The sequence below is a fragment of the uncultured Roseovarius sp. genome, assembly GCF_913057115.1.
GTDB lineage: Bacteria > Pseudomonadota > Alphaproteobacteria > Rhodobacterales > Rhodobacteraceae > Roseovarius.
Genome location: NZ_CAJXNN010000006.1, coordinates 1 through 24,211 on the forward strand (window position 1 = coordinate 1; position 24,211 = coordinate 24,211).

At 61.4% G+C, this 24,211-nt stretch carries 25 protein-coding genes; 6 read left to right on the forward strand and 19 right to left on the reverse strand.

All coding sequences use genetic code 11. The features are described 5' to 3' along the window. Positions 1–169: 169 nt before the first annotated feature. The 3 genes from fusA to rpsL are packed head-to-tail and all read right to left on the reverse strand — an operon-like array spanning position 170 to position 3,162. The gene (gene fusA / locus QZ498_RS04065) at positions 170–2,287 is read right to left on the reverse strand and encodes an elongation factor G (RefSeq protein ID WP_294620459.1); all 2,118 of its coding nucleotides are present in this window, start codon (positions 2,285–2,287) and stop codon (positions 170–172) included. Between the two features lie 20 nt (positions 2,288–2,307). Next, positions 2,308–2,778: a 30S ribosomal protein S7 gene (gene rpsG, locus QZ498_RS04070; RefSeq protein WP_154152085.1), complete on the reverse strand. Its 471-nt coding sequence runs from the start codon at positions 2,776–2,778 to the stop codon at positions 2,308–2,310. A gap of 12 nt (positions 2,779–2,790) precedes the next feature. Further along, on the reverse strand, positions 2,791–3,162 hold the full coding sequence (rpsL, locus tag QZ498_RS04075; protein ID WP_085818537.1) for a 30S ribosomal protein S12: 372 nt from the start codon (positions 3,160–3,162) through the stop codon (positions 2,791–2,793). 444 nt (positions 3,163–3,606) lie between these two features. Between rpsL and QZ498_RS04080 the strand changes: the two genes are divergently transcribed. After that, the gene (locus tag QZ498_RS04080) at positions 3,607–4,431 is read left to right on the forward strand and encodes a glycosyltransferase (protein WP_294620460.1); all 825 of its coding nucleotides are present in this window, start codon (positions 3,607–3,609) and stop codon (positions 4,429–4,431) included. On the opposite strand, the gene QZ498_RS04085 is transcribed toward QZ498_RS04080, so the two are convergent. The 3 genes from QZ498_RS04085 to QZ498_RS04095 all read right to left on the reverse strand — a co-directional run bounded on the left by QZ498_RS04085 (position 4,364) and on the right by QZ498_RS04095 (position 7,509). Then, positions 4,364–5,266, reverse strand: coding sequence for a DMT family transporter (locus tag QZ498_RS04085; protein WP_294620461.1), 903 nt, complete (start codon positions 5,264–5,266; stop codon positions 4,364–4,366). The two genes, QZ498_RS04080 and QZ498_RS04085, sit on opposite strands and share 68 nt — an antisense overlap. A 133-nt stretch (positions 5,267–5,399) precedes the next feature. Next, complete coding sequence (locus QZ498_RS04090) at positions 5,400–6,176, reverse strand: 3'(2'),5'-bisphosphate nucleotidase CysQ (RefSeq protein WP_294620462.1); 777 nt, start codon at positions 6,174–6,176, stop codon at positions 5,400–5,402. Then, positions 6,163–7,509 carry a TldD/PmbA family protein gene (locus tag QZ498_RS04095; RefSeq protein WP_294620463.1) on the reverse strand — a complete coding sequence of 449 codons (1,347 nt, stop codon included), beginning with the start codon at positions 7,507–7,509 and terminating at the stop codon, positions 6,163–6,165. The genes QZ498_RS04090 and QZ498_RS04095 overlap by 14 nt, the downstream gene beginning before the upstream one ends. Positions 7,510–7,672: 163 nt before the next feature. Here QZ498_RS04095 and QZ498_RS04100 point away from each other — a divergent pair, with 163 nt between their 5' ends. Further along, positions 7,673–7,933 (forward strand): hypothetical protein, encoded by a 261-nt coding sequence (locus QZ498_RS04100; RefSeq protein WP_294620464.1) that lies wholly within the window; start codon positions 7,673–7,675, stop codon positions 7,931–7,933. Positions 7,934–8,018: 85 nt separating this feature from the next. Here QZ498_RS04100 and QZ498_RS04105 read toward each other — a convergent pair whose 3' ends face one another. The 3 genes from QZ498_RS04105 to QZ498_RS04115 are packed head-to-tail and all read right to left on the reverse strand — an operon-like array spanning position 8,019 to position 11,058. Continuing rightward, entirely contained in the window at positions 8,019–9,179 is a 1,161-nt protein-coding gene (locus QZ498_RS04105) for a TIGR03862 family flavoprotein (protein ID WP_294620465.1), read from the reverse strand. Next, the gene (locus QZ498_RS04110; RefSeq protein WP_294620466.1) at positions 9,176–9,715 is read right to left on the reverse strand and encodes a hypothetical protein; all 540 of its coding nucleotides are present in this window, start codon (positions 9,713–9,715) and stop codon (positions 9,176–9,178) included. The genes QZ498_RS04105 and QZ498_RS04110 overlap by 4 nt, the downstream gene beginning before the upstream one ends. After that, positions 9,712–11,058 carry a mechanosensitive ion channel domain-containing protein gene (locus tag QZ498_RS04115; RefSeq protein WP_294620467.1) on the reverse strand — a complete coding sequence of 449 codons (1,347 nt, stop codon included), beginning with the start codon at positions 11,056–11,058 and terminating at the stop codon, positions 9,712–9,714. The genes QZ498_RS04110 and QZ498_RS04115 overlap by 4 nt, the downstream gene beginning before the upstream one ends. A gap of 76 nt (positions 11,059–11,134) precedes the next feature. Here QZ498_RS04115 and QZ498_RS04120 point away from each other — a divergent pair, with 76 nt between their 5' ends. After that, positions 11,135–11,428 carry an HNH endonuclease gene (locus QZ498_RS04120; protein ID WP_294620468.1) on the forward strand — a complete coding sequence of 98 codons (294 nt, stop codon included), beginning with the start codon at positions 11,135–11,137 and terminating at the stop codon, positions 11,426–11,428. A 116-nt stretch (positions 11,429–11,544) separates the two neighbouring features. Further along, entirely contained in the window at positions 11,545–12,915 is a 1,371-nt protein-coding gene (locus tag QZ498_RS04125) for a multicopper oxidase family protein (protein WP_294620469.1), read from the forward strand. A 144-nt stretch (positions 12,916–13,059) separates the two neighbouring features. Here QZ498_RS04125 and QZ498_RS04130 read toward each other — a convergent pair whose 3' ends face one another. The 9 genes from QZ498_RS04130 to coxB all read right to left on the reverse strand — a co-directional run bounded on the left by QZ498_RS04130 (position 13,060) and on the right by coxB (position 20,555). Beyond that, the gene (locus QZ498_RS04130) at positions 13,060–13,644 is read right to left on the reverse strand and encodes a GNAT family protein (RefSeq protein WP_294620470.1); all 585 of its coding nucleotides are present in this window, start codon (positions 13,642–13,644) and stop codon (positions 13,060–13,062) included. Next, positions 13,644–14,906 (reverse strand): pitrilysin family protein, encoded by a 1,263-nt coding sequence (locus QZ498_RS04135; protein ID WP_294620471.1) that lies wholly within the window; start codon positions 14,904–14,906, stop codon positions 13,644–13,646. The genes QZ498_RS04130 and QZ498_RS04135 overlap by 1 nt, the downstream gene beginning before the upstream one ends. Next, positions 14,903–16,291: a threonine synthase gene (gene thrC / locus QZ498_RS04140; protein ID WP_294620472.1), complete on the reverse strand. Its 1,389-nt coding sequence runs from the start codon at positions 16,289–16,291 to the stop codon at positions 14,903–14,905. The genes QZ498_RS04135 and thrC overlap by 4 nt, the downstream gene beginning before the upstream one ends. Then, positions 16,291–16,971 carry an SURF1 family protein gene (locus QZ498_RS04145; RefSeq protein ID WP_294620473.1) on the reverse strand — a complete coding sequence of 227 codons (681 nt, stop codon included), beginning with the start codon at positions 16,969–16,971 and terminating at the stop codon, positions 16,291–16,293. The genes thrC and QZ498_RS04145 overlap by 1 nt, the downstream gene beginning before the upstream one ends. Before the next feature lie 100 nt (positions 16,972–17,071). Next, positions 17,072–17,884 (reverse strand): cytochrome c oxidase subunit 3, encoded by an 813-nt coding sequence (locus QZ498_RS04150; RefSeq protein WP_294620474.1) that lies wholly within the window; start codon positions 17,882–17,884, stop codon positions 17,072–17,074. Positions 17,885–17,914: 30 nt separating this feature from the next. Further along, complete coding sequence (locus QZ498_RS04155; RefSeq protein WP_294620475.1) at positions 17,915–18,502, reverse strand: cytochrome c oxidase assembly protein; 588 nt, start codon at positions 18,500–18,502, stop codon at positions 17,915–17,917. Further along, the gene (locus QZ498_RS04160; RefSeq protein WP_294620476.1) at positions 18,502–18,669 is read right to left on the reverse strand and encodes a hypothetical protein; all 168 of its coding nucleotides are present in this window, start codon (positions 18,667–18,669) and stop codon (positions 18,502–18,504) included. The genes QZ498_RS04155 and QZ498_RS04160 overlap by 1 nt, the downstream gene beginning before the upstream one ends. A 1-nt stretch (position 18,670) precedes the next feature. Further along, entirely contained in the window at positions 18,671–19,615 is a 945-nt protein-coding gene (cyoE, locus tag QZ498_RS04165) for a heme o synthase (protein WP_294620477.1), read from the reverse strand. A gap of 85 nt (positions 19,616–19,700) precedes the next feature. Further along, a complete protein-coding gene (coxB, locus tag QZ498_RS04170; protein ID WP_294620478.1) occupies positions 19,701–20,555 on the reverse strand; it encodes a cytochrome c oxidase subunit II in 855 nt (284 codons plus the stop codon). A gap of 190 nt (positions 20,556–20,745) precedes the next feature. Here coxB and tldD point away from each other — a divergent pair, with 190 nt between their 5' ends. Then, entirely contained in the window at positions 20,746–22,167 is a 1,422-nt protein-coding gene (gene tldD, locus QZ498_RS04175; RefSeq protein WP_294620479.1) for a metalloprotease TldD, read from the forward strand. Between the two features lie 345 nt (positions 22,168–22,512). Continuing rightward, positions 22,513–23,685: a DNA-processing protein DprA gene (dprA, locus tag QZ498_RS04180; protein WP_294620480.1), complete on the forward strand. Its 1,173-nt coding sequence runs from the start codon at positions 22,513–22,515 to the stop codon at positions 23,683–23,685. On the opposite strand, the gene QZ498_RS04185 is transcribed toward dprA, so the two are convergent. Further along, complete coding sequence (locus QZ498_RS04185; protein WP_294620481.1) at positions 23,682–24,113, reverse strand: hypothetical protein; 432 nt, start codon at positions 24,111–24,113, stop codon at positions 23,682–23,684. The two genes, dprA and QZ498_RS04185, sit on opposite strands and share 4 nt — an antisense overlap. Positions 24,114–24,211: the final 98 nt, after the last annotated feature.

The following is a 24,211-nucleotide window of genomic DNA, read 5'->3' on the forward strand; positions in this document are numbered from 1 at the left end:
GTCTTGCCGTGGTCAACGTGACCAACCGTCCCGATGTTCACGTGCGGTTTCGAACGGTCAAACTTTTCCTTTGCCATGGTATTGGCTCCCTCTTTCTTTTGTCGTGCGGTGCGCGTCCCTGCGCACCCTACGGGTGGGTGTAGGGTGCGCCCTCAGGGCGCACCGACGGTTATGCGTATTTCGCCTGAATCTCTTCCGAGATGTTCGACGGGACCGGGTCGTAATGCGAGAACTGCATCGTGAACTGCGCACGGCCCGAGGACATGGAGCGCAGCGTGTTGATGTAGCCGAACATATTGGCCAGCGGCACGTTGGCGTCGATCGCGATGGCGTTGCCGCGCGGTTCCTGACCAGACACCTGGCCACGACGCGAGGTCAGGTCGCCGATGATGGAACCGGTGTATTCTTCCGGCGTGATCACTTCGACCTTCATCATCGGTTCGAGCAGCTTCGCTCCGGCCTTGCGGAGACCTTCGCGCATGCACATCCGGGCGGCGATCTCAAAGGCCATGACCGAGCTGTCCACGTCGTGGAACTTGCCGTCGATCAGGGCAACTTTGAAGTCGATCACGGGGAAGCCAGCCAGCGGGCCGCTATCCATGACGCTTTCGATACCTTTTTCAACACCCGGAATGTATTCCTTGGGCACCGAACCACCGACGATGCGCGACTCGAAGGAATAGCCTTCGCCCGCTTCCGTGGGCGAGATGATCATCTTCACCTCGGCGAACTGACCCGAGCCACCCGACTGTTTCTTGTGGGTGTAGGTGTGTTCGATCTCGTGACCGATGGTCTCGCGATAGGCCACCTGCGGCGCGCCGATGTTCGCGTCGACCTTGAATTCGCGCTTCAGGCGGTCGACGAGAATGTCGAGGTGCAGTTCGCCCATGCCCTTCATGATGGTCTGACCGGACTCGAGGTCGGTTTCCACGCGGAAGGAGGGGTCTTCTGCGGCCAGACGCTGGAGGCCCTGGCTCATTTTTTCCTGGTCGCCTTTGGTCTTCGGTTCGACCGCGATTTCGATGACCGGGTCGGGGAAGGTCATGGTTTCCAGAACGACAGGCGCCTTGGGGTCACAGATCGTGTCACCCGTTGTGGTGTCTTTCAGGCTGGCCAGCGCGATGATGTCGCCCGCAAAGGCTTCTTCGATCTCGCTCCGGTCGTTGGAGTGCATCATCATCATACGACCGATGCGCTCTTTCTTGCCCTTGGTCGCGTTCAGGATCGTGTCACCCTTTTTCAAGGTGCCCGAGTAGATGCGCGTAAAGGTCAGCGAACCGACGAAGGGGTCGTTCATGATCTTGAACGCCAGGCCCGAGAACGGCATTTCGTCATCTGCGCGGCGCGCGATGTTGCGGGTCTCGGTTTCGTCGTCCGGGGCGAAGCCCATGTAGTCCACCACGTCCAGCGGGCTGGGCAGGTAGTCGATCACGGCGTTGAGAAGCGGCTGCACACCTTTGTTTTTAAAGGCAGACCCACCCAGAACAGGCACAAAGGACATGTTCAGAGTACCCATGCGCAGAAGTTTGCGCAGGGTCGGAACGTCGGGCTCTTCGCCTTCGAGGTAGGCTTCCATCGCGTCGTCGTCTTGCTCGACGGCGTTCTCGATCATCTTGCCGCGCCACTCGTCGGCCATGTCCTTGAGTTCATCACGGATCGGGGCCTTGATCCAGGACGCGCCCAGATCTTCACCCTGCCAGAGCCACTCTTCCATGGTCACGAGGTCAATCAGACCTTCCAGATCGCTTTCAGAGCCAATCGGAATACCAACCGGAACGGCGGTCGCGCCGGTGCGGTCTTCGATCATGGTGACGCAGTTGAAGAAGTCAGCGCCGATCTTGTCCATCTTGTTGACGAAGACGATGCGCGGAACCTTGTAGCGGTCGGCCTGACGCCAGACGGTTTCGGTCTGCGGCTCAACGCCTGCGTTACCGTCGAGAACACAAACCGCACCGTCAAGAACGGCCAAGGAACGCTCAACTTCGATGGTGAAGTCAACGTGGCCGGGGGTGTCGATGATGTTCAGACGGTGCTTTTCGGAATCGGGCTCGGTGCCATTCTCGGTGCGTTCCCAAAACGTGGTCGTCGCAGCCGAGGTGATGGTGATGCCGCGTTCCTGCTCCTGCTCCATCCAGTCCATGGTGGCTGCACCATCGTGCACCTCACCGATGTTGTGGGACTTGCCGGTGTAAAACAGGATGCGCTCCGAGCAGGTGGTCTTGCCTGCATCGATGTGCGCCATGATGCCGAAGTTGCGGTAGCGTTCGAGCGGATAATCGCGTGCCATGGTATAAATGCCTCTAGGGTTTACCAGCGGTAATGGCTGAAGGCTTTGTTCGCCTCGGCCATCTTGTGAGTGTCTTCGCGCTTTTTCACGGCGGAACCGCGGCTGTTGACTGCATCGAGCAGTTCACCAGCAAGGCGTTCTTCCATCGTGTTTTCGTTGCGCGAGCGCGAGGCGGTGATCAGCCAGCGGATGGCCAGAGCTTCGCGGCGCTCGGGGCGGACCTCGACGGGCACCTGATAGGTGGCACCACCCACACGGCGCGAGCGGACCTCGACGGCGGGTTTGATGTTGTCCAGAGCTTCGTGGAACAGTTCGACCGGGGCGCGCTTGACCTTGTCTTCGATACGGTCGAGGGCGTTGTACACGATCTTTTCCGCGACCGATTTCTTACCATCGATCATCAGGTTGTTCATGAACTTCGAAAGCACCCGGTCGCCATACTTGGCGTCGGGCAGGATTTCACGTTTTTCAGCGGCGTGACGACGGGACATCTGTTATTCCTCTTACTTCGGACGCTTGGCGCCGTATTTCGAGCGGCGCTGTTTCCGATCCTTGACGCCTTGCGTGTCAAGCACACCGCGCAGGATGTGGTAGCGCACACCGGGAAGGTCTTTCACACGGCCGCCACGGATCAGGACAACCGAGTGCTCCTGAAGGTTGTGGCTTTCACCGGGGATATAGCTGATGACCTCGAAACCGTTGGTCAGGCGCACCTTGGCAACCTTCCGCATGGCCGAGTTCGGTTTCTTCGGCGTCGTTGTATAGACGCGCGTGCAGACGCCACGCTTTTGCGGGCACCCCTGCAGGTGCATGGACTTCTGACTTCTGATTTTGGGCTGCCGCGGCTTGCGGATCAGCTGTTGGATCGTTGGCATTGGGTCTCTTTCCCCGTCTTGCAACACATGTGTCTGCACGCAACCGCGTGCGGTTAATCTTTCAGCGTCTCGTGCGTCCACAAAACGCAAATGCCGCATTCGTTCCCATTCCGAGGTGAACGACGCGGTTGGTTCCCAGAGGATCGAGGCATGTAAAAGCGCCTGGATCTTGACCACTTCAATTTTGATATCGGCACCGGGGCGACCCCCTCGCCGGGATGAGGCGCGTATAGGGGGAGTCGCGAGGCTTGTCAACTGCCGCAGACAGGGGCTTTTTCGCCTGCGTCAACATGTTCCCAAGCCGGGTATGTACCGGCCATTTCCCCAAGCCTCAAGTCCCGATGCCTTTTGCGTAATTGGCATCCCGACGCCTGCCTTTGGCCTTGTTTGCGCCGCATGCTTTTGCCACCATGTCAGGCGACCTTTTATCTGGAGCCAACCGCGATGCGTGTGATCGGACTGTGCCGGTTTTCCTACCCCGCCCTTGGCGGGTTCAAACGCATGCACGACACCGTCGAAGACCGCGAGGCTTACCTATATCAGCCCGAGCGCATGAACCTGCGGTTCAATCATTTCGAAACCCTCACCCTGCCGTCGATCGCTGCGCAAAAGGACCCACGCTTTACCTTTCTGATCGTCATTGGCCCGCGCATGCCCAAACCCTACCTTGACAGGCTACACGACATCACCGCACCGGTGAAACAGATCAAGATCGTCGAGATGGAGCCGTTCAAGCACCGCTATGCGATGCAGGCGGCGATCAAGGAAGAACTGGGCGAGGACACCGAGGAATCCCTGCAATTCCGTCTGGATGACGATGATGCGGTGGGCCTGAATTTCGTCCGGGCGATCCGCCGTCTGGCCGGTCGGTCCGCCCCCATGCGGCAACCGTGGAAGAACATGGTCTTTGAATTCTCCAGCGGCTACGAAGCCCAGCTATCGCCCGAGGGTATCCGCCTGCGCGAGGTGCAAATCCCCTTTCTGGCCTGTGGGCTGGCGGCCCTTTTCAAGCCCGGTGCGAAAAAGACCATCATGAATTTCGGGCATCACAAATTGCATGAAACCATGCCGACGCTGATCGACCCGGGTATGCCGATGTATATCCGCGCGGTGCACGACGACAACGACTCCAAAGCGTCGCACCGCAAGGACAAGCCCGCGCCGGCCACCGCTGAACAGCTTGACCTGCTGCGCGAAAAATTCAACGTGGACGCGGCCCATGTGAAAAGCGTGTTTGGCGACCAAGCTGTGCTTCGCGATACAGCATGAAAAGGCCCGACCCCACCACGATGACCGCGCCCACAAGGGTAATCGGCTCGGGCCATTCGTCAAAGACCAGCCAGCCCAGCAAAAGCGCCCAGATCAGGCCAGTGTAACGGAAGGGCGCGATAAAGCTGATCTCGCCCACCCGCATCACCATGATCGAAAAGAGATACCCGCCGATGATCATCACCGCCGCCCCGATGGTCAGCCCATAGGCGCGCAGATCCATCGGCGCCCAGTCGATGGTCAGGCTCGCCACCCCGAAAAACACCATGATCGAGATGGAGGTGATGAAGGTCACCAACATCGACGGCGTTTCCTTGGATAGCCGTCGGGTGGCAAGGTCACGCAGGGTGACAAAGCCCACGGCGGCCAGCACGTAAAGCGAATAGATCGTGAAATCCTCGGCGCCCGGCCGCACGATCAGCATGACTCCGACGAACCCGATCAGGATCGCCGACATCCGCCGCCAGCCGATAGGATCACCGAAAAAAAGGGCGGCAGCCAGCGTGATCGTCAGCGGCAGCGCCTGCAAGATCGCGGTGACATTGGCGATGGGCATGTTGAACAAGGCGGTGAGAAAGAAATAGGCCGCTCCGATTTCACCCACCATGCGCAGGGCGATACTGCCGGCATCGCGGCGCGAAACCTTCGCCACCAAGGCCCCCATCCACCACGCCACCACGCCTACGGCGATGGTGGTAAATATCCCGCGCAGGAACAGCACCTGGAACAACGGGATTTCCCCGGCCAGCGCCTTCATGAAGGTGTCGTTGATGGTAAAGCTGGCCATGGAGGCCATCATCAAAAGCGCACCGGTCAGATTGTCGGATCGTGCCATCGGGGGTCCAGGGTTGGTAATGTCCGGCCATTAGACCCGGATCACACGCCCCGGCAAGCCCATTCGCGACATAGGAGCGAGGGCCAATCCCCTTCGAAGGGGATTGCAAGCGGTTTCCAAACCGCTTGCCCGCTCAGGCCAGCGCTTTGAGGATGTCGCGGTGCAGGGCAGGGTTCGCCGCGACCACCCCGTTCAACAACGGCTCGGTGTTGTTGAAGCGCAGCGGCTGGCCGGTTCGGTCACTGGTCACCGCCCCCGCCTCGCGCAGGATCAGGTCACCGGCTGCGATATCCCATTCCCAACTGCGGCGCAGGGTCAGCATGGCGTCATAGCGCCCTTCGGCCACAAGGCTCAGCCGGTAGGCCAAGGATGGCCGGTGCGAGCGGCGCACATCCGGCACGCGCCCACCTTTCCAGTTCTTCGCGTCAAGATTGGGCTTGGCGGCCATGAAATGCGCGCCGGGCAGCCTGTCGCGCGCGCTCACCGTGATCGGGGCACCATTCAAACTCGCCCCCTGCCCCTTTGCCGCGGCATAAAGCTTATCGCGCAAGGGAAGGTAGATCACCGCCGCCGTCACGATACCTTTCTCGGCCACGGCCAGCGAATGCGCCCATGTGGCCGAGCCTTCGATGAAGCTCCGCGTGCCGTCGATGGGGTCGATAATGAACACATGCTCACGCCCCAATCGCCCCGCGCCATCCTCGGTTTCTTCCGACAACCAGCCGTAGCCGGGCCTAGCTGCGCGCAAATCACGCTCCAGCATGTCGTTCACCGCCATATCCGCCTCGGTCACCGGGCCGAGACCACCGGGTTTGTCCCAGCGTTTGGCGCTTTCACCGGTGTACCGCGTGGCGATCTCGCCCGCCTCGCGGGCGGCGTCTATCAGGAGGGACAGATCACTCGCCGGCAAGGGTCAACCCCTCGACCAGAAGCGAGGGCACCACCCGGCTGAGCCACGGGCGCGCATCATTCGCGGGCGTCATCCGGCGCAGCATCTCGGGCAGCGACCCGGCGATGGTGATCTCGTTCACCGGATGCAACACCTCGCCATTTTCCACCCAGAAACCGCTGGCCCCGCGTGAATAGTCGCCCGTGTTGGGGTTGATCGTCGCCCCGATCATCGAGGTCACAATCAAACCCGTCCCCATCTGCGCGATCAAATCCTCGCGGCTGGCCTCCCCTTGAGTCAGCGCCACGTTCCACGTCCCCGGACTGGGCGGCGACGAAGCCCCGCGCTTGGCGTTGCCGGTGCTTTCCATCTCAAGTTTGCGGGCATTGGCCAAATCCAGCGTCCAGCCTTTCAGAACCCCGTCCTCCACCAAGGCCCGCTTGCGGGTGGGCAAACCTTCCGCATCGAAGGGCCGCGAGGCCATGGCGCGCGCACGGTGCGGGTCTTCGATCAGTGACAGGCCCTTGGGCAAAACCTCCTCGCCCAGCTTGTTCAGCAGCCACGACGACCCGCGTGCAATCGCCGACCCATTGCTGGCGGCAAGCAGGTGACCGATGAGCGACGATGCAATGCGTTCGTCAAACAGAACCGGATAGGCACCGGTGCGCGGCTTGCGCGCGCCAATCAAGCTGACGGCGCGTTCGCCTGCGGTCCGGCCGATATCTTCGGCATCGCGCAGATCGGCCTGAAAAATTCGGCTGTCGCCATCGTGATCCCGCTCCATCCCTGTGCCTTCCCCGGCAATCGCGACACAGCCCAGCGCCCGGTCGGTTCGCCTGTAGCCCCCGGAAAAGCCGTTCGTCGCGGCCATGTAGATTTCCCGCGCGGAATAGCCCGCGCTGGCCGACTGCACCTGCGTCACGCCCTCAACCGCTTGCGCCGCCGCCTCGGCGCGGCGGGCATCCTCCTGCAAGGCCTCTGGCGCGGGCTCGGGGCTGTCATCGGCCAGTTCCAAGGCCGCGACATCCCAATCCTGCACCAACTGCGAAGGCTCGGCCAAACCGATGTAAGGGTCTTCCGGGGCTTCGCGGGCCATGGCCACCGCCCGCTCGGCCAGCGCCGTGATGGTCTCTGGCCGCTCATCCGACGACGACACGCAGGCCTGCCGCTGCCCGACCAGAACGCGCAGGCCCAAATCCACGCCCTCGGCACGCTCGGCCTGTTCCAACTCACCGCCGCGCACGTCGATACTCAAGGACGTACCGCGCACCGCCATCGCATCGGCCGTCTCGGCCCCGGCCTTGCGGGCCGCCTCCAAAAGCGCGTGGGTGAGATCATCCAAAGGTCGGGTCATAGGCTGGCCTCCTGTTGCCGGCTAAGGAGGTAGCCCTTGGCCTGACCGGGCGCAAGGGCAGGTGGCCTCGACCGACCACCCGAAGAAGGACAGTTGACGCATTGCGGTTCGCACGAGTAGCGTAAAACCTCATTTCACGTGTTAACAGTTCACCGGAGTTGTCATGTCCAAATATTTCGCACTTACTGCCGCAGCGTCGCTGGCCGCCGCTCTTGCCTTTACCCCCGCGCCTGCCCTTGCCGGCGATGCCACCATGGCCCGCTCGGACGGGACTCAATTGAAAATCAAATGCCGTGGCTCGGGCTGCACCGTGCGCGGCAAAAACCCGGGCGGCAAATGGGGCGTCGTGGAAAAAGGCCCGGGCGGAAGCAAGAACTTCAAGAAACTGAAAGCCAAATACGAAGGTATGGGCTTCTCGGATTAAGCCGGGCCCAAAGCCGTAGAAAGGCAACAAGCAATTTCGAAATTGCTTGGGCAAGGATTTTCGAAAATCCTTGCCCCCTTTACCTTCACCGCTCCAAATACCCTGCCGCGTGCCGCCCCGCCCACATCCCGGTGGCAAGGCAGGCAGTCAAAAGATAGCCGCCCGTCGGGGCCTCCCAATCCAGCATTTCGCCCGCCGCGAAAGTGCCCGGGCGGTCGCGTAGCATAAGGCCTTCATCCAAGGCTTCGAACCGCAGACCGCCAGCGGTGGAAATCGCCTCGTCCATCGGGCGGGGGCCTTGGTGGGCAATCGGCAGCGCCTTGAGCAGTGGGGCCAGATCATCAGGCAAGGGGCGGGCGAATTCCATCAAAAGCGCCTGTTTCACCGGGTCCAGTTTCAACGCCTTGCGCAGATAGTTCTTGAGGCTCTCTTTGCCGCGTCGCCGGGTCAACTTTTGGCGCAGCGCCTCAAGCGTAAAATCGGGCAGTAGATCAAGGGAAAGCGGCGCGCCTTCGCGCAAGGCTTTGGACACCGCGTAGATACCGCCGCCTTCTATTCCGCGCTGGGAAATGACGACCTCGCCACGCGACAAGGCCTGTCCGGCCAGAAGCGCCACGCCCTTGACCGGCATGCCAAAATGCCGACGCATGTGATCGGACCACGCTACCGCAAACCCCATGTTGGCCGGCTCGAAAGGCGCTACCGCCTCCTGCATGTGCCCGGCCCAGGCACCGTCTGATCCCAGCCGCGCCCAACTGGCCCCACCACAGGCCAGTACGGTGACATCAGGCCTCAACACCTGCCGCCCCTCGGGCGTATCCATCAAAACGGTCTCGCCATCCCACCCGGCCCAGCGCCAGCGGCGGTGCAGAGTCACGCCCCGCCCCTCCAATCGCGCCAGCCACGCCCGCAAAAGCGGGGAGCCTTTCATCGCCTTGGGAAAGACGCGCCCTGTGCTTCCGGCAAACAGAGGCTGACCCAAACTTTCGGCCCATGCCATCACCTCACGCGGGCCAAAGGCCTCAAGCATAGGGCGCAACACAGTTGCCGCCTCCCCATAGGCGGCAATGAAATCCTCGAAGCCTTCATCTTTCGTCAGGTTCAGCCCGGATTTTCCCGCCATCAGGAACTTGCGTGCGGGTGACGGCTTGGCCTCGGCCACGGTCACGTCATGGCCCGCCTGCACCAAAGCCTCCGCCGCCATCAACCCGGCGGGCCCTGCCCCGATGATCAAGGGATGACTCATAAGGGCTCATCCCGTTCGATCACAACCCGGTCAAACAGGACCACATCCCAACCGGAGCGCTTGAATGGCACGCCCGAGACCTTCAAGCCGTTTTCCAGACGCTCAATGATTTGCGGAAACCCGACAGTGATTTGTGACACCGGCACCTTGCCAACCATCCCTTCGGTATTGCGCAACTCGAGGCCCTGCGCCGCCTTTGGCGCGCTGACAAACTCGGCCCTCGCGAAGTCTTCCCAAGGAATGTGCCGGGGCTGGCCTAGCCCGCCAAGCAGCGTCTTGGTCCGAAACCCGATGCCGCTGTTGTCGATTCGCAAAAGCCACTCTTTCCACCTCGACATGCGCCACAGGATGAGGCCTGCCCCGATTGACAGCACCGCGGCGACTAACGTCAGGACAGAAAAAAAACGTCCATCGAAAGGGTTGGCCCCTGTCACAACGAACAACGCAACAAAAAACACGCCAAGCAAAACCCCGAACGCGGCGAAGGTCCGCAACCAGCCGCGCGCGACAAAGACCTCAAGTGGAGACTGCGTCACTGGTCTTGTCCAACCTTGGGCAAATCGCCCTTCTCCAGCCCGACGTGATGCACAACACGCTGCGGGAAGGGGATTTCGATACCGTTGTCTTTCAGCACGTTCCAGATCGCGAACATCACCTTCGGGGTAAACTTGTTCTTGCCGTCGTCGATGCCGTTGACCCAGAACTCCACCGCGAATTCCACCCCGCTATCCCCGAAAGCGCGCAATTCGCAATCGGGGCCATCGGGTTCTTGCAAGATGAAGGGTAACTCCGACACCGCCTGTTCCACCATGTCTGGGATCAGGTTGATATCGGTGTCGTAACTCACCGAGAACGGTGCCTCATAGCGGTTGGCGCTGCCTTGGTCCGAATAGTTAACAACGCGGGTGGTGATGAAATCCTCGTTCGGGACGACAATCCAGCGGCCATCGAAGGTTTCAAGGAACATCGCACGCGCGGTGGTTTTCACGATGGTCCCGGCCTCGCCATTGTCCAGCTCGACATAGTCGCCCACCGTGGCCTGCCCTTCGAGAAGCAGGATCACACCCGAGATATAATTCGAAGCGATTTTCTGCAGACCAAACCCGAGGCCAACGCCGATAGCCCCGCCAAGCACCGCGAGAGAAGTCAGCGGGATACCCATGATATTCATCAGTATCAGGAAGGCCGCACCGAAAATCGCGATCTCGGCGGCTTTGGCCGCCAGTTGCCGGGTCGCGGGCGGCATCTCTTCCTGAGCTTCGATATAGCTCGTGGACCGGTCGTTCGACCAGCGGCCAAGCCAGAAGACAACCGCCCCCAAGACCAATCCCTTGATCAGCCACAACAGATCGAAAGACATGTTGCCGAGCGGCACGATGGTGGCTTCCAACCGCTCGGTCACCAGATCCAGAAGGCCCACGGCATGCAGGGCCGCCACGGGGATCAGGATGTACCTGCCCAGGATCTTGAGGAAGGGGTCGCCGATGATATCCCTGACGAGAATGTAGGCGGCCAGAAGCAGGAACACACGCTTGCCAAAAGCGATCACCGCCCCGGAATCAAAAATCGACCGCGTGACGCTTTCCCCGATGCCGGTAAAGCCGTAGGCCAGAAGCGGCAAAAGCAGCGGCACGAAAATCAGCACGAAGCGCCGGGCGCTGGCAATAACCCCGTCCTGCCCCTCGCCTGGCGTCAGAATCCGGCCAAGCCACGGCTTCAACCGGCGGCTGAGCAGAAGCGCCAGAAGGTAGGAGGCGATCAGCAACCCGAATTGTGACCACGCCGCCGGGCTGAGCAACCAGCCTTCGGCCACCTCCCAGCCCTGCAAGACATACCCCCATGCTTGTCGCACGATCTCAGGCTGCGCTTCCCAATCCATACCGAACACCTCTTGCCTTTTGGCCCGTCACCGCCATCCTCTTGCCCGTCCCAAGCGCGAGGATCAAGAAAAAGCGATGGATCACCCGACCTGCCCACTGTGCGGGCGCCCCATTCCTCCCGAGGCACGGCAAAGCCTGCACCACCTTGTGCCGAGACTGAAAGGCGGCAAGGGCGGGCCGACCGTCTTGTTGCACCAGATTTGCCACAATGAGATTCACGCCACCCTGTCCGAGGCGGACCTTGCCCGCGCGTATTCAACCATCGAAGCCCTGCGCGCCCACCCCAGGTTGGCCAAGTTCATCAAATGGGTAAGCAAACGCCCGCCGGGGTTCCATTCCAAAACGCCCGGTGGACGGCGCAAGCGGTGACCGGGGCAAAGCCGTTCGAACGGCTTTGGACAAGCGGTTTCGAAACCGCTTTCTGCCCGAGGACTTGATCGCCCGCGCGAAAGGCGCATCTATTCCTTATCGAAAGGACAGATGCCATGCCCCTGACCCGCCGCCATTTCCTTGCCGCCTCCACGGCCCTTGCCGCCCTGCCCCGCATGGCAATGGCCAAAGGGCAAACCCGGATCACCGCCGCCCCCGCACAGGCGCAACTTGCCCCGCCGGGCTATGCCGCGACCGAAGTATGGGCCTATAACGGCACGGTTCCCGGTCAAATGCTGCGCTTTGTCCAAGGCGATACGCTGGACGTGCAATTGGTGAACGGGCTGGCCGAGCAAGACACCACGATCCACTGGCACGGGCTGCGCCTGCCCAATGCCATGGACGGCGTACCCGACCTCACGCAAGCGCCCGTGGCCCCCGGTGGCAGTTTCGATTATCGCTTCAGTCTCAATGACGCGGGCACCTTCTGGTATCACCCGCACGCCAATTCGGTGGAGCAAATCTCACGCGGGTTGGCCGGGGTTCTGGTGGTTGAAGAGTCAGAGGCCCCGGACGTGGACGACGACCGTGTGCTGGTGCTGGATGATTGGCGCATGGCCGATGATGCGGTGATCCACCCCTCTTTTGGCGCATGGCACGACATGTCCCATGCCGGGCGGCTGGGCAATTACATCACCGTCAACGCCACCCCCGAGCACCGCCAGACGGTGCGCCCCGGCGCGCGCCTGCGCCTGCGGCTGGTCAATACCGCCACCGCGCGCATTTTTGACCTGCGTTTTCGTGGGCTTGACGCATGGGCGGTGGCCCATGACGCCATGCCGCTTGAGGTGCCCCAGCGGGTCGAGCAACTCACCCTCGCGCCCGCGCAACGCACCGACCTGATTGTTGATATCACAGCTGAAGCGGGCGACGAGGCGATGCTGGCCTCGGTCGAGCGCGAAGGCACTTTCGCCTTGGCCAGCTTCCCGGTCAGCGGCGCAGCCCTAGCCGCGCGTCCTGAGCCGAGCGCCCTACCGCCAAACAAGATGCCAAGCCTCAACATGGAAAGCGCCCGCCGCGTACCGTTGGTCATGGAGGGCGGCGCGATGCGCGGATTGCCCGAGGGCGCGACCTACGAGGGGCAAAGAATGGACATGCGCGCGCTGGCCGAGGAAGGGCAATTCTGGGCCTTCAACGGGCAAGTGGGCATGGATGACGCGCCGCTGCTTGAGGCTTTCGAGGGCGAGACCATCCGCATACCGATCACCAACAACACCGCGTTTCCACACGCCATGCATCTGCATGGCATGCACTTCCGCGAAGTGCTTGGGGAGGGCTTCGGTCCATGGCGCGACACGATCCTCGTGAACCCCAACCATACCCGCGAAGTGGTGTTCAACGCCCATAACCCGGGAGATTGGATGTTCCATTGCCACATGCCCAGCCACCAGATGTCGGGCATGATGAACTGGATCAGGGTGAGTTAGAGCGTTTCCAGTTTAACGTGGACCGGACAGCATCGGTGGCCAGCCCCCGAGGGCTCCGCCCGTTTGGGCCTCAATCGCTCCCCCGGAGCGATTGCAAGACGGCCCAAACCCCCCGGGATATTTCTGGCCAGAAGAAAGGACGGTTTAGCCCACGTCGGTGCGTCCGCGCCGATCCATCCTTAGTGCAGCGTATAGGACATGGGTGCGCCAGCGGCCATTGATTTGCAGATAGCTTTGCGCGACGCCCTCGTATTTGAAACCGCATTTTTCCAAAAGCCCGCGCGAGGCGGTGTTTTCTGGCAGGCAGGCCGCCTCAAGGCGCGACAGGTCAAGCCGGCCAAAGGCGTGATGCACCACCGCCTGCAGGGCCTCGCGCATATACCCCTGCCGCGCAAAGGGCTCACCGATCCAATAGCCCAAGGTGCCCGCCTGCGCCGGGCCACGGCGGATATTGTCCAGCGTGACCGCGCCCAAAAGCCGCTCATCCTCGCGCCGGATCAGGAAGAGCGGCAGGGCCGACCCGTTGGTGATCGACCGCTGCGCCCAGTAGACCCGGTTGGAAAACCCCTTACGCGTCAGGTGATCCGAGGCCCAGACCGGCTCCCACGGGATGAGGAATTCGGCACTTTGTTCACGCATGGCCGACCATTCGCGGAAATCGGTCAAAAGCGGCTGTCGCAATGTCAGGCGCTCTGTCTCGATCCGGACTTTCCGGCGCGGGATGAACATTACGCCGCGCGCCTGTCCTGAAGCGCCTCAAGGCTGGGCGCGGCCTCAACGGGGCCGTAAAGCGCCATGGCGGCGGGCGCGGTGGTGGCGATGGTTTCGGCCAAGGCGCGGACCTCTGACAATGTCACCGCGTCGATCCGTTCGACCACTTCCGAAAGGTCCGGCACCCGGCCCCAAATCTGCATCATCCGCGCCAGACGCTCGGCCCGGTTCGAGGGGCTTTCCAGCCCCATCAGCAACCCGGCCTTCATCTGGGCGCGGGCGCGTTCCACCTCCTCTTGGCTGAGGTCATCGGCAGCGCGCTTCATCTCGTCCACGGTGATCTGCGCCAGATGCGCCATTTCCTCGGCCGAGGTGCCCGCATAGATCGTCATCATGCCGGTATCGGCATAGGCCCCGGCCTGGGCGAAGATCGTATAGCACAGCCCCCGCCTTTCGCGGATTTCCTGAAACAGGCGCGAGGACATGGAACCACCAAGCGCCGAGGCATAAATCTGAGCCGCGTAGATCTGCGGGTGGCCGTAGTCAGGGCTTTCGAACCCAAGCGTGAAATGCGCCTGTTCCAGCTGTTTCACATGCCGCGCCTCGCCGCCCTTGAACCGCGCCGTGGCCGGCTCGAACGCGGGTTTGGCGGGCATGTCGCCAAAGAACCGCTCGGCATCGCGCACGAGCGCATCATGGTCCACCGCCCCCGCCGCCGACAGGATCAATTGGCCGGGGCCGTAATGCTCATCGACGAACCCCACCAGATCATCGCGGGAGAACCCCTGCACCCGGCCCTCAGGCCCAAGGATGGTGCGGCCCAGCGGGTGATCGGGGTAGGCCTCTTCCTGTAGCCAGTCGAAGATGATGTCATCGGGGGTATCCTGCGCCTGCCCGATCTCTTGCAGGATCACCCCGCGCTCCACCTCGATCTCGCGCGGATCGAAGGTAGGATTGCGCAGGATATCGGCCACCACATCCAAGGCCAGCGGCACGTCCTGCTGCAGAACGCGCGCGTAATAGGCCGTGACTTCGCGGCTGGTGTAGGCATTGATGTAGCCGCCCACATCCTCGATCGCCTCGGCTATTGCCAAGGCACTCCGCCGCTTGGTGCCCTTGAAGGCCATATGCTCCAAGAAATGGGCAATGCCGTTCTGTTCGGCGCGTTCATGCCGGGCGCCCGCCATGACCCACACCCCGATGGCCGCCGATTGCAGCCCCGGCATGTGTTCTGTGACGATGCGAAATCCGTTGTCCAGCGTGGTCAGTTTGACACTCAATGCGCAGTCCGTTCCTTGATCAGGGTTTCCAATGCGCCCAGGTCGTTTTCAACCCGGGTCACGCGTTCCGACCGCTCATACAGGTCGGCCATACGTTCGGGCAAGGGGGGATGCATGCCGCTGGCCTCTTCCACCGCTGCGGGGAACTTGGCGGGGTGCGCCGTGGCCAGCGTGATCATCGGGGTGCCGGTTTCACGCTGTTCCTCGGCCACCTTCACGCCCACGGCGCTATGCGGGCAGAGCAACTCGCCCATCCCGGCCCAAGCCTCACGGATCGTGGCGCGGGTTTCATCCTCATCACACCGGCCCGAGTCAAAGCTTTCGCGCAGGGCCTGCAAGGCCCCTTGGCTGACGTTAAAGCCCCCGGCCTTCAACTCGTCCATCAGCTGCGCCACCGCCGCGCCATCCTGATTGTAGGCGTAATAAAGCGCCCGCTCGAAATTCGACGACACCTGAATATCCATCGACGGGCTGATCGAGGGGATCACACCATCGGGCTTATATTCACTGGTCGAAAGGCAACGGTGCAGAATGTCGTTCTGATTGGTGGCCACCACCAAACGGTCAATCGGCAGGCCCATCCGCTTGGCAATATAGCCCGCGAAAATATCCCCGAAATTGCCGGTGGGCACAGTGAAAGAAACCTTGCGGTGCGGCGCACCCAAGGCCACGGCAGAGGTGAAGTAATACACCACCTGCGCCAGAACCCGCGCCCAGTTGATCGAATTGACTCCCGCCAGACCCACCGCATCGCGGAAGTCAAAATCGTTGAACATATCCTTCACGCGGGCTTGGCAGTCGTCGAAATGCCCGTCCAGCGCCAAGGCATGCACGTTGCCTTCCGAGGGCGTGGTCATCTGCCGCCGCTGCACCTCGGACACCCGGCCATGCGGGTAGAGGATGAACACATCCACCGCGTCCAAACCTCGGAACGCCTCGATCGCGGCGCTGCCGGTATCGCCACTGGTGGCGCCCACGATGCACACCCTATTGCCCGATCGCTTGAGCGAAAACTCGAACAGCTGGCCAATCAGCTGCATCGCGAAATCCTTGAAGGCCAGCGTGGGACCGTGGAACAGTTCCAACAGGAAATGCCCCTGATCCAACTGCACCAAGGGCGCGCGGGCCGCATGGCCAAAGGGCGCATAGGCGCGCGCGATGATCCCGCGGAATTCCTCCTCGGTAAAGGCATCGCCAACAAAGGGCCACATCACCCGGAACGCCACCTCCTCATAGCTTTGGCCCTCAAGGGCGGCGATATCGCCCGCACTCATCACCGGGATCTCTTGCGGCAGGTACAGCCCCCCATCACGCGCAAGCCCGGTCAGCATCGCCTCTTCAAAACTCAGAACCGGGGCTTTCCCCCGCGTCGAGATATACTTCATCAGTTCTCGCCTTTTGCTGTCTTGCGCATGCGCCAAAGGAAATAGCCACTCATCACCGCCCAGATCACGGCCAAGCCGAACCATGTCACGGCATATTCCAAGTGATCATTGGGAATGTTGCCCGTGTCCACGGGCAGCGGCGTCACAGGTGCGTCGGAAAACGACGTCTCGCGCGCCACGACCAACAGCGGCTCGGTGTTCAGCACCTGCGCCATCTGCTCAAGGTCACGCGCGAACCATGTGTTGCCGTCAACATCGTTTTCGGGGGTCGAGGAATTGCGATCATCCGGCCAATGCACATTGCCGCGCACCACCACCTCACCCTCGGGCGCGGTGGGAATATCCTCAGCCACCTTGATGAACCCCCGGTCCAACAGGATACGACGCCCGCCCATATCAAACGCGGAAATCACCCGATACCCCGCGCCCACCGTCTTTTGGCTGACCAAGACACGCAGCGCCTTGTCGCCGACCGTTCCGCCAACCTCGACCGGCAAATAGCGATCAGTGTCAGGGTTCAAATCCGAAGGCAAAGCCACAGGCTCCGCCGCGATCCGCGCCTCGATATCGGCCAAAACGCCTTCCTTCCACGCCAAGCGCTGGACCTGCCAAACGCCAAGTGAGACCAGCACCGCAATACCAGCCAAGCCAAAGAGGATAGGAACAAGATAGCGTACCAATTCGGGGCTCCGTTCAACGACGAAAGCGCGCGATGCCTCGCGCGCTTTGCTTTTTGCCTCTTGGGGGCGGAATTGCAACCGCCCCCTTTGGGATCCGCGCTTAGGCGCCCCAGATATAGATCGATGCGAAGAGGAACAGCCACACCACGTCAACGAAGTGCCAGTACCACGCAGCCGCCTCGAAACCGATGTGCTGTTGGGGGGTAAAATGCCCTTTCAGCATCCGCAGCAGGCAGATGAACAGGAAGATCGTGCCGATGATGACATGCGCCCCGTGGAAGCCCGTGGCCATAAAGAAGTTCGCGCCGTAAATGTTGCCCGAGAAGCCAAAGGCCGCGTGGCTGTATTCATAGGCTTGGAACCCGGTAAAGATCACGCCCAATGCGATGGCGATGATCAGGCCCCATTTCATGTCGTTGCGGTTGTTCTCATGCACAAGCGCGTGGTGCGCCCAAGTGGCCGCCGCGCCCGAGCACAGCAGGATCAGCGTGTTGATCAGCGGCAGGTGCCACGGGTCAAAGGTTTCGATCCCGGCAGGCGGCCAAACACCGTCCACGGCCGGGCTTTGCGGGCCCATCGGGTACATGGCGTGCTTGAAGAAGCTCCAGAACCACGCGGCAAAGAACATGACCTCTGACATGATGAACATGATGAAGCCATAGCGCAGGCCGATTTGAACCACCGGGGTGTGATCGCCGGTTTCGCCTTCGTGCACCACGTCGGCCCACCAGCCGAACATGACGTAAAGCACGCCGACAAAGCCGATCAGGAAGACCCAAGGTTGGTTGTTGTCCACCTGCGGCGACATCCAAAGGACAGCACCGAACAGCATGACGAACCCAGCCAACGAGCCCAGCAAAGGCCAGATGGAGGGGGGCAGAATGTGGTAATCGTGGTTTTTCTCGTGTGCCATGGCGCGTGTTTTCCCTCGTGGCGTCTTTTCTTAGTTCAGGTTTTTATAGGTTTTGCTGTCCTGATCAAGCGCGGCCTGTTGTTCCTCTTCGGGCAGGTCGATCTTGTAGAATGTGTAGGACAGGGTGATCGTGTGCGTAAACTTGGCGTCCCGGTCGGTGACGATCTCGGGATCGACGTAGAAGGTCACGGGCATTTCCACCCGCTCACCCGGTTGCAAGATTTGCTGTTCAAAGCAAAAGCAATCAATCTTGGTGAAAAAGCCGCCCGCCTCGAAGGGGGCAACATTGTAACTGGCCGATCCGGCGATCGGCTCATCGGTGGGGTTATAGGCTTCGTAAAAGGCAAGGCCGGTTTCCCCGATGCGCAGTTCGACCTCGCGCTGCATCGGCTTGAACTCCCAAGGGAACTCACGTTCCTTGCTGGCGTCGAAACGAATGGTGATGGTCTCATCCAGAATTTCGTCGCTGGCCACGTCCGAAACACTGGTCTCGCCGCCATAGCCCGTCACGCGGCAGAACCAGTCATACAAAGGCACCGAGGCCCAGGCCAGCGCACCCATGGTCAACACAACGCCTGTAAGCTTAACAACCGTCTTGGATTTAACGTCCATCGCCATCAGTTCCCCTCCTGCGTCTGCTGCGATTGCATTTCGAACCCATCATCGGTCACCTTGGCGACCGTCAACAAGAACACCAGCACCACGAACCCCGCCAAGACGACGCCAAGCCCAAGGTTCCGGCTGAACCGGCGCTTGTGCATATCATGTTGCCGCGACAGGGCCATCTTACCAGCCCCCCAGCCCAAAGGGCGCAAGTGCGGCTTCAAAGGCAATCGCTCCGAAATGGGCGAAAAGATACAGCAGCGACAGCTTGAAGAATTTCTTTTCCACAGAATAGCCATCGGCCTCGGCCATGGCCTCGTTCCGCCGCCAGATGTCGATTGATCCTTTGACGAACATCGCGTTCAACACGATGGCAACCGCCAAATACAGGGGGCCACCAACACCGGTAAATGCCGTGCCGATGGCCAGAATGGCCAGCAGGATGGTATAGACGATGATATGAGCGCGGGTCGACCGGCGGCCATGGGTCACCGTCAGCATCGGGATGCCCGCCTCGTGGTAATCGCCCTTCATGAACAGGGCCAAGGCCCAGAAATGCGGCGGCGTCCACATGAAGATCAGGGTGAACATCAGCACCGATTCCACGCTGATGCTGCCCGTCGCCGCCGCCCAGCCGATCATCGGAGGGAAGGCACCAGCCGCCCCGCCAATCACGATGTTCTGCGGCGTCCAGCGCTTGAGCCACATGGAATAGATCACCACGTAGAAGAAAATGGTAAAGGCCAGCAGCGCCCCCGCCAAAAGGTTGGTGGCAAGCGTCAGCATCACCACGGCAAAGCCCGACAGCGCGATCCCGATGGCAAAGGCCTCGCCCTCGGTCACCTTGCCAGAGGGAATGGGCCGCTTCTGGGTGCGCTTCATGATCCGGTCGATGTCCGAATCCCACCACATGTTCAAAGCCCCCGAGGCGCCGCCGCCCACGGCGATGAACAGGATTGCGACGAATCCGATGATCGGGTTGGTCGAAACCGGCGCGGCATAAAGCCCGACAAAGGCGGTAAACACCACAAGCGTCATCACCCGCGGCTTCAACAGCGCGAAGTAATCGCCAAACTGCGCCTCATAGGGCTGCGCTTGCGTGGTGTTATTCAGACTTGCGTCGCTCATCATGCTCTCCGGTGGGGTAGCGCATCTGCGCCGCCTGACGGTCGGTCTCGATCAGGGGCACGCAGCCTGCGCGCCCCCGAAGGGATCAGTCGGCCGAGGCCACTTCCACGGCACTCGGCAAGGTCGAGGGGTCGCCGGCATATTCGTCGATCGCCCCGGTCAGCCACTGGTCATAGGCTTCTTCGCTCACGACCTTGACGGTGATCGGCATGTAAGCGTGGTCCTTGCCGCACAGTTCACTGCACTGGCCAAAATAGATGCCTTCCTTCTCGGCGGCGAACCAAAGCTGCGCCAGACGGCCGGGAACGGCGTCTTGCTTCACACCAAAGGCGGGGATGGTCCAGCTGTGGATCACGTCCGACCCGGTGACATTCATCACGATGGTCTTGCCCACGGGCACGACAACGGCGGTATCGGTGGCCAGCAGGTATTCGCTCTGGCTATAGCCGTATTCTTCCAGCTCGTCTTTCGCCAGCATGAAGCTGTCGAAGCCGAAGTCGTGGTCGCTGTACTCATAGCTCCAGTACCACTTGTTGCCGGTCACCTTGATGGTCACATCCGCCTCAGGAATCTCCTGCTGCTTGAACAGCACGGGCAGCGAGAAGGCCCCGATGAACACCAGAATCAGGATCGGCACCACGGTCCACGCCACTTCCAGCGGCGAGTTGTGGGTAAAGGTGGCCGAGTTCGGGTTCGACTTGCGGTTATACTTGAAAATCACGATCAGCAGCAGGGCACAGACAAACAGCGTGATCGCGGTGATGATCACCAGGATCATCCCGTCCAGCCACTGCAAATCCCGCGCCAGTTCGGTCGCCGCCGGTTGGAAGCCAATGCCCCCGTCGACCGGCTTGCCAATGATTTCAAGACCTTCCTGCGCACGCGCGGGAAGGGCTGCGAAGGCGGCCATTGCGGCCAGAAGGCTGGAAAGTCTACGCATTTTTCACCCTGATCGGTTGTAGCACTCTTGCTATATTCGCGGTTGGGCCCGTACCTAGGACGGAATCCCGTTGTTTCATCGCCGTTAGAAACCATATTCTGGGGCAACAGACAAGAAAGACCATTGCGGCAAACGGACGCTTTTTTGATTTAGATCAAATATTTTTGTCGCACCCAGAAAGCAGGACAGAATGACAGATAGCGCCTTTCGCCCCTTCGACACCTCGCTTGACCGTGACACGGCCCTGCGCCACCTCAACGACGCCACCCATGGCGCCGACGATGGGGAGCTATTCCTCGAACGCCGCCGGTCCGAGGCTTTGGTCTTCGACGATGGCCGGGTGAAAACCGCCTCCTATGATGCCGCCCAAGGCTTCGGCCTGCGCGCCGTATGCGGCGAGGTGGCCGGTTACGCCCATTCCTCCGAAATCTCCGAAGGCGCACTCAAACGCGCCGTGGAAACCGCGCGCCTTGCCGTGGGCGATGGCGGCGGCACCATGGCCCCGCCCCCGCCGCGCACCAACACGCATCTTTATACCGATGCCGATCCCATCGCCGGGGCAGAATTCCCGGTCAAGCTCGAAACCCTGCGCGAAATTGACGATTTCGCCCGAGGCCTCGACCCGCGCGTGGTGCAAGTCACCGCCACCATCGCCGCCTCGCACCAAGAGGTCGTGATCCTGCGCCCCGATGGCACGCAGGTCTCCGATACCCGCCCCATGACCCGCCTCAATGTCTCGGTCATCGTCGAACAGGATGGCCGCCGCGAAGCAGGCAGCGCCGGGGGCGGCGGGCGCGTCGGCCTCGATGGCCTCATTGACCCCGCCGATTGGCAAGCCAAGGCGCAAGAGGCGCTGCGCGTGGCGCTTGTGAACCTGCGCGCCGAACCTGCGCCTGCGGGCATCATGGATGTGGTCCTCGGCCCCGGCTGGCCCGGCATCCTGCTGCACGAGGCGATCGGCCACGGCCTTGAGGGTGATTTCAACCGCAAGGGCAGTTCCGCCTTTGCCGGTCTCATGGGCCAACGCATTGCCGCCCCCGGTGTGACCGTGCTGGACGATGGCACCATCCCCGACCGTCGCGGCTCCATCACCGTGGATGACGAAGGCACGCCATCAGGCAAGAACACACTGATCGAGGACGGCATCCTCGTTGGCTACATGCAAGACCGGCAAAACGCCCGCCTGATGGGTGTGCAGCCCACCGGCAATGGCCGCCGCGAATCCTACGCCCACGCGCCCATGCCGCGCATGACCAACACCTATATGTTGGGCGGCGATGCCGCCCCCGAAGATATCGTCGCGGATTTGAAGGACGGGATTTATGCCGTGGGTTTTGGCGGCGGTCAGGTGGACATCACCAACGGCAAATTCGTGTTTAGCTGTACCGAGGCCTACCGCGTCAAAAACGGCAAGGTCGGCGCGCCGGTGAAAGGCGCCACCCTCATCGGCGACGGGGCCACAGCCCTGCAACAAATCCGCGCGCTCGGCAACGACATGGCGCTTGATCCCGGCATGGGCAACTGCGGCAAACAGGGCCAATGGGTGCCCGTCGGCGTGGGCCAGCCCACGGTGATGATCGGCGGGCTGACCGTGGGTGGCTCGGCCGCCTGACCCTGTAGGGTGCGTATTTACTGCGCACCGCCCCCACCGTTTTCTTCAGAAGAAAACGCTCCGAAATCTTTTGAAGATTTCGGTTGCGCCCGATCTTCAACAGCGCCCGCACGTTTTGTTAACACACCCCCCCTATCGGTCCCCTACCGATATCGCACCGACGCGATGCCGACAAAACACCGATGTTATACCGACAAGCCGAAATCGACCTTTCAAAGAAAAATTAATGCACTATATCAATAATTTACGCGAATATGCCAAAAAATCCACGACTCAGCTGTTTTTGATTTACCGCCCGTTAACCGGCCTCGCCCAATAGTGGCTTTGCAAGAAGGCGGAGTCACGATGTCCGAGGATACACATCCTTCCACTCACCCCCCACTCCCACCCACCACGGAAGATGATCGGGTGTCGTGGCTTCGTCTCTTGCGATCTCGCCGTGTTGGTCCCTCCACTTTTCATCGTCTGATGAAGGAACACGGTACGGCAAAGGCGGCGCTTGCCGCCTTGCCGGAGGTCGCCAAGGCCGCCGGCGTCGACAAGTATGAGGTCTGCCCGGACGGTGTAGCGCGCGCAGAAATGCGCGCGGCTCAAATGGCCGGGGCGCGAATGGTCTGCATCGGGGATTCTCTCTATCCCACGGAATTGGCGCAAATCTCTGACGCCCCCCCGATCCTATGGACGATTGGCGATACGGAGATTCTTCACCGTCCGCTTGTCGCCATGGTGGGCGCGCGCAATGCCTCCTCCCTCGGTCAACGCATGGCAAAAGCCCTTGCCGCCGATCTGGCGACCAAAGGCTTTACCGTGGTCTCGGGAATGGCCCGCGGGGTCGATACTGCGGCCCATGCCGCCACACTGGAAACCGGAACCATTGCCGTACTGGCCGGGGGCGTTGATGTCATGTACCCGGCAGAAAATGCCCGCCTGGCAGAAGACATCACCAAAACCGGCCTGCGCCTGTCCGAGCAACCGATGGGCATGCACCCCCAAGCCCGGCATTTTCCCCGTAGAAACAGGATCATAAGCGGTTTGTGCCGCGCCACTATCGTGGTCGAGGCCGCCGCCAAATCCGGCAGCCTGATCACCGCCCGCACCGCTCTGGATCAGGGCCGCGAGGTTCTGGCGGTGCCGGGCCATCCCTTTGACGCCCGCGCCTCGGGGTGCAACATGCTGCTCCGCGATGGCGCGCATCTGGTTCGCAACGCCGAGGATGTGATCGAGGCGATCGGCCACATATCGCCCCATTTAGACGCCGTTGGAACGCAAGCGGAAATACCACTCGATCCACCTGCGCAGCCCGCGCCGGCCCAACGCAGCCTGCGAGATACCGCTGCGCTGCACCAACAGATTCTTGAACGGCTTGGCCCGTCGCCGGTGGCCGAGGATCAATTGATCCGCGACCTAAAAGCCCCTGCCGCCAATGTATCCCCCGCTTTGACTGATTTGGAAATTGATGGACGCATCCGCCGCCATGCCGGTGGATTGCTCAGCCTGGCGGTCTCGAAAGCGGGCTAATCCCCGCATACCTCCGGGATAACCGCTTGATACTCCGGGCAAAGTTCAGGGTCAGCATACCACACATCCGTTGCCCCGATCGCCCAATGGACGGCCACCCATGTCTTGCCCGACTTGCGATAAAGCGCCTGTAAACTGGTACCGTCCATGTAATCGGGGTCAAGATATCCCCGCGCGGCCGCCGGCGATGTCGCCACGTCAATCGCACCACCTCCGGGCCGCTGGGCATGAACACTGGCAAAGGCAACATCGCCCGAACGCCGTAAGGAGTGCACAACGAATTGGACAGGTTTACCCAGCATCCATTCGGCATGTGGCCGAAGAGCATCCATCAACGCGCTGCGGGTGTCCGTTCCGCGCTGCGGTTCCTCCCATGCCCAGCCCATTCCGGGTATGAGTACTGCCAAGAAAAATACCACTACACGCATCGCTTTCTCCCTTGAATGATAGAACCATGACCTCCCCATGCCCCTCTGACAAGCCGGCGACAACCTGCGTTGACAATTCCCCTTGCCACCCCACATGG

What these genes read in the sequence shown, in the direction of transcription:
- coxB (WP_294620478.1), bottom strand. Translation starts at nt 20,555, where the DNA reads ATGCGTAGACTTTCCAGCCTTCTGGCCGCAATGGCCGCCTTCGCAGCC.
- thrC (WP_294620472.1), bottom strand. Translation starts at nt 16,291, where the DNA reads ATGAAGTATATCTCGACGCGGGGGAAAGCCCCGGTTCTGAGTTTTGAA.
- QZ498_RS04150 (WP_294620474.1), bottom strand. Translation starts at nt 17,884, where the DNA reads ATGGCACACGAGAAAAACCACGATTACCACATTCTGCCCCCCTCCATC.
- QZ498_RS04080 (WP_294620460.1), top strand. Translation starts at nt 3,607, where the DNA reads ATGCGTGTGATCGGACTGTGCCGGTTTTCCTACCCCGCCCTTGGCGGG.
- QZ498_RS04085 (WP_294620461.1), bottom strand. Translation starts at nt 5,266, where the DNA reads ATGGCACGATCCGACAATCTGACCGGTGCGCTTTTGATGATGGCCTCC.
- dprA (WP_294620480.1), top strand. Translation starts at nt 22,513, where the DNA reads ATGTCCGAGGATACACATCCTTCCACTCACCCCCCACTCCCACCCACC.
- rpsG (WP_154152085.1), bottom strand. Translation starts at nt 2,778, where the DNA reads ATGTCCCGTCGTCACGCCGCTGAAAAACGTGAAATCCTGCCCGACGCC.
- QZ498_RS04105 (WP_294620465.1), bottom strand. Translation starts at nt 9,179, where the DNA reads ATGAGTCATCCCTTGATCATCGGGGCAGGGCCCGCCGGGTTGATGGCG.
- QZ498_RS04160 (WP_294620476.1), bottom strand. Translation starts at nt 18,669, where the DNA reads ATGGCCCTGTCGCGGCAACATGATATGCACAAGCGCCGGTTCAGCCGG.
- QZ498_RS04100 (WP_294620464.1), top strand. Translation starts at nt 7,673, where the DNA reads ATGTCCAAATATTTCGCACTTACTGCCGCAGCGTCGCTGGCCGCCGCT.
- QZ498_RS04125 (WP_294620469.1), top strand. Translation starts at nt 11,545, where the DNA reads ATGCCCCTGACCCGCCGCCATTTCCTTGCCGCCTCCACGGCCCTTGCC.
- QZ498_RS04095 (WP_294620463.1), bottom strand. Translation starts at nt 7,509, where the DNA reads ATGACCCGACCTTTGGATGATCTCACCCACGCGCTTTTGGAGGCGGCC.
- fusA (WP_294620459.1), bottom strand. Translation starts at nt 2,287, where the DNA reads ATGGCACGCGATTATCCGCTCGAACGCTACCGCAACTTCGGCATCATG.
- QZ498_RS04185 (WP_294620481.1), bottom strand. Translation starts at nt 24,113, where the DNA reads ATGCGTGTAGTGGTATTTTTCTTGGCAGTACTCATACCCGGAATGGGC.
- tldD (WP_294620479.1), top strand. Translation starts at nt 20,746, where the DNA reads ATGACAGATAGCGCCTTTCGCCCCTTCGACACCTCGCTTGACCGTGAC.
- cyoE (WP_294620477.1), bottom strand. Translation starts at nt 19,615, where the DNA reads ATGAGCGACGCAAGTCTGAATAACACCACGCAAGCGCAGCCCTATGAG.
- rpsL (WP_085818537.1), bottom strand. Translation starts at nt 3,162, where the DNA reads ATGCCAACGATCCAACAGCTGATCCGCAAGCCGCGGCAGCCCAAAATC.
- QZ498_RS04130 (WP_294620470.1), bottom strand. Translation starts at nt 13,644, where the DNA reads ATGTTCATCCCGCGCCGGAAAGTCCGGATCGAGACAGAGCGCCTGACA.
- QZ498_RS04120 (WP_294620468.1), top strand. Translation starts at nt 11,135, where the DNA reads ATGGATCACCCGACCTGCCCACTGTGCGGGCGCCCCATTCCTCCCGAG.
- QZ498_RS04115 (WP_294620467.1), bottom strand. Translation starts at nt 11,058, where the DNA reads ATGGATTGGGAAGCGCAGCCTGAGATCGTGCGACAAGCATGGGGGTAT.
- QZ498_RS04155 (WP_294620475.1), bottom strand. Translation starts at nt 18,502, where the DNA reads ATGGCGATGGACGTTAAATCCAAGACGGTTGTTAAGCTTACAGGCGTT.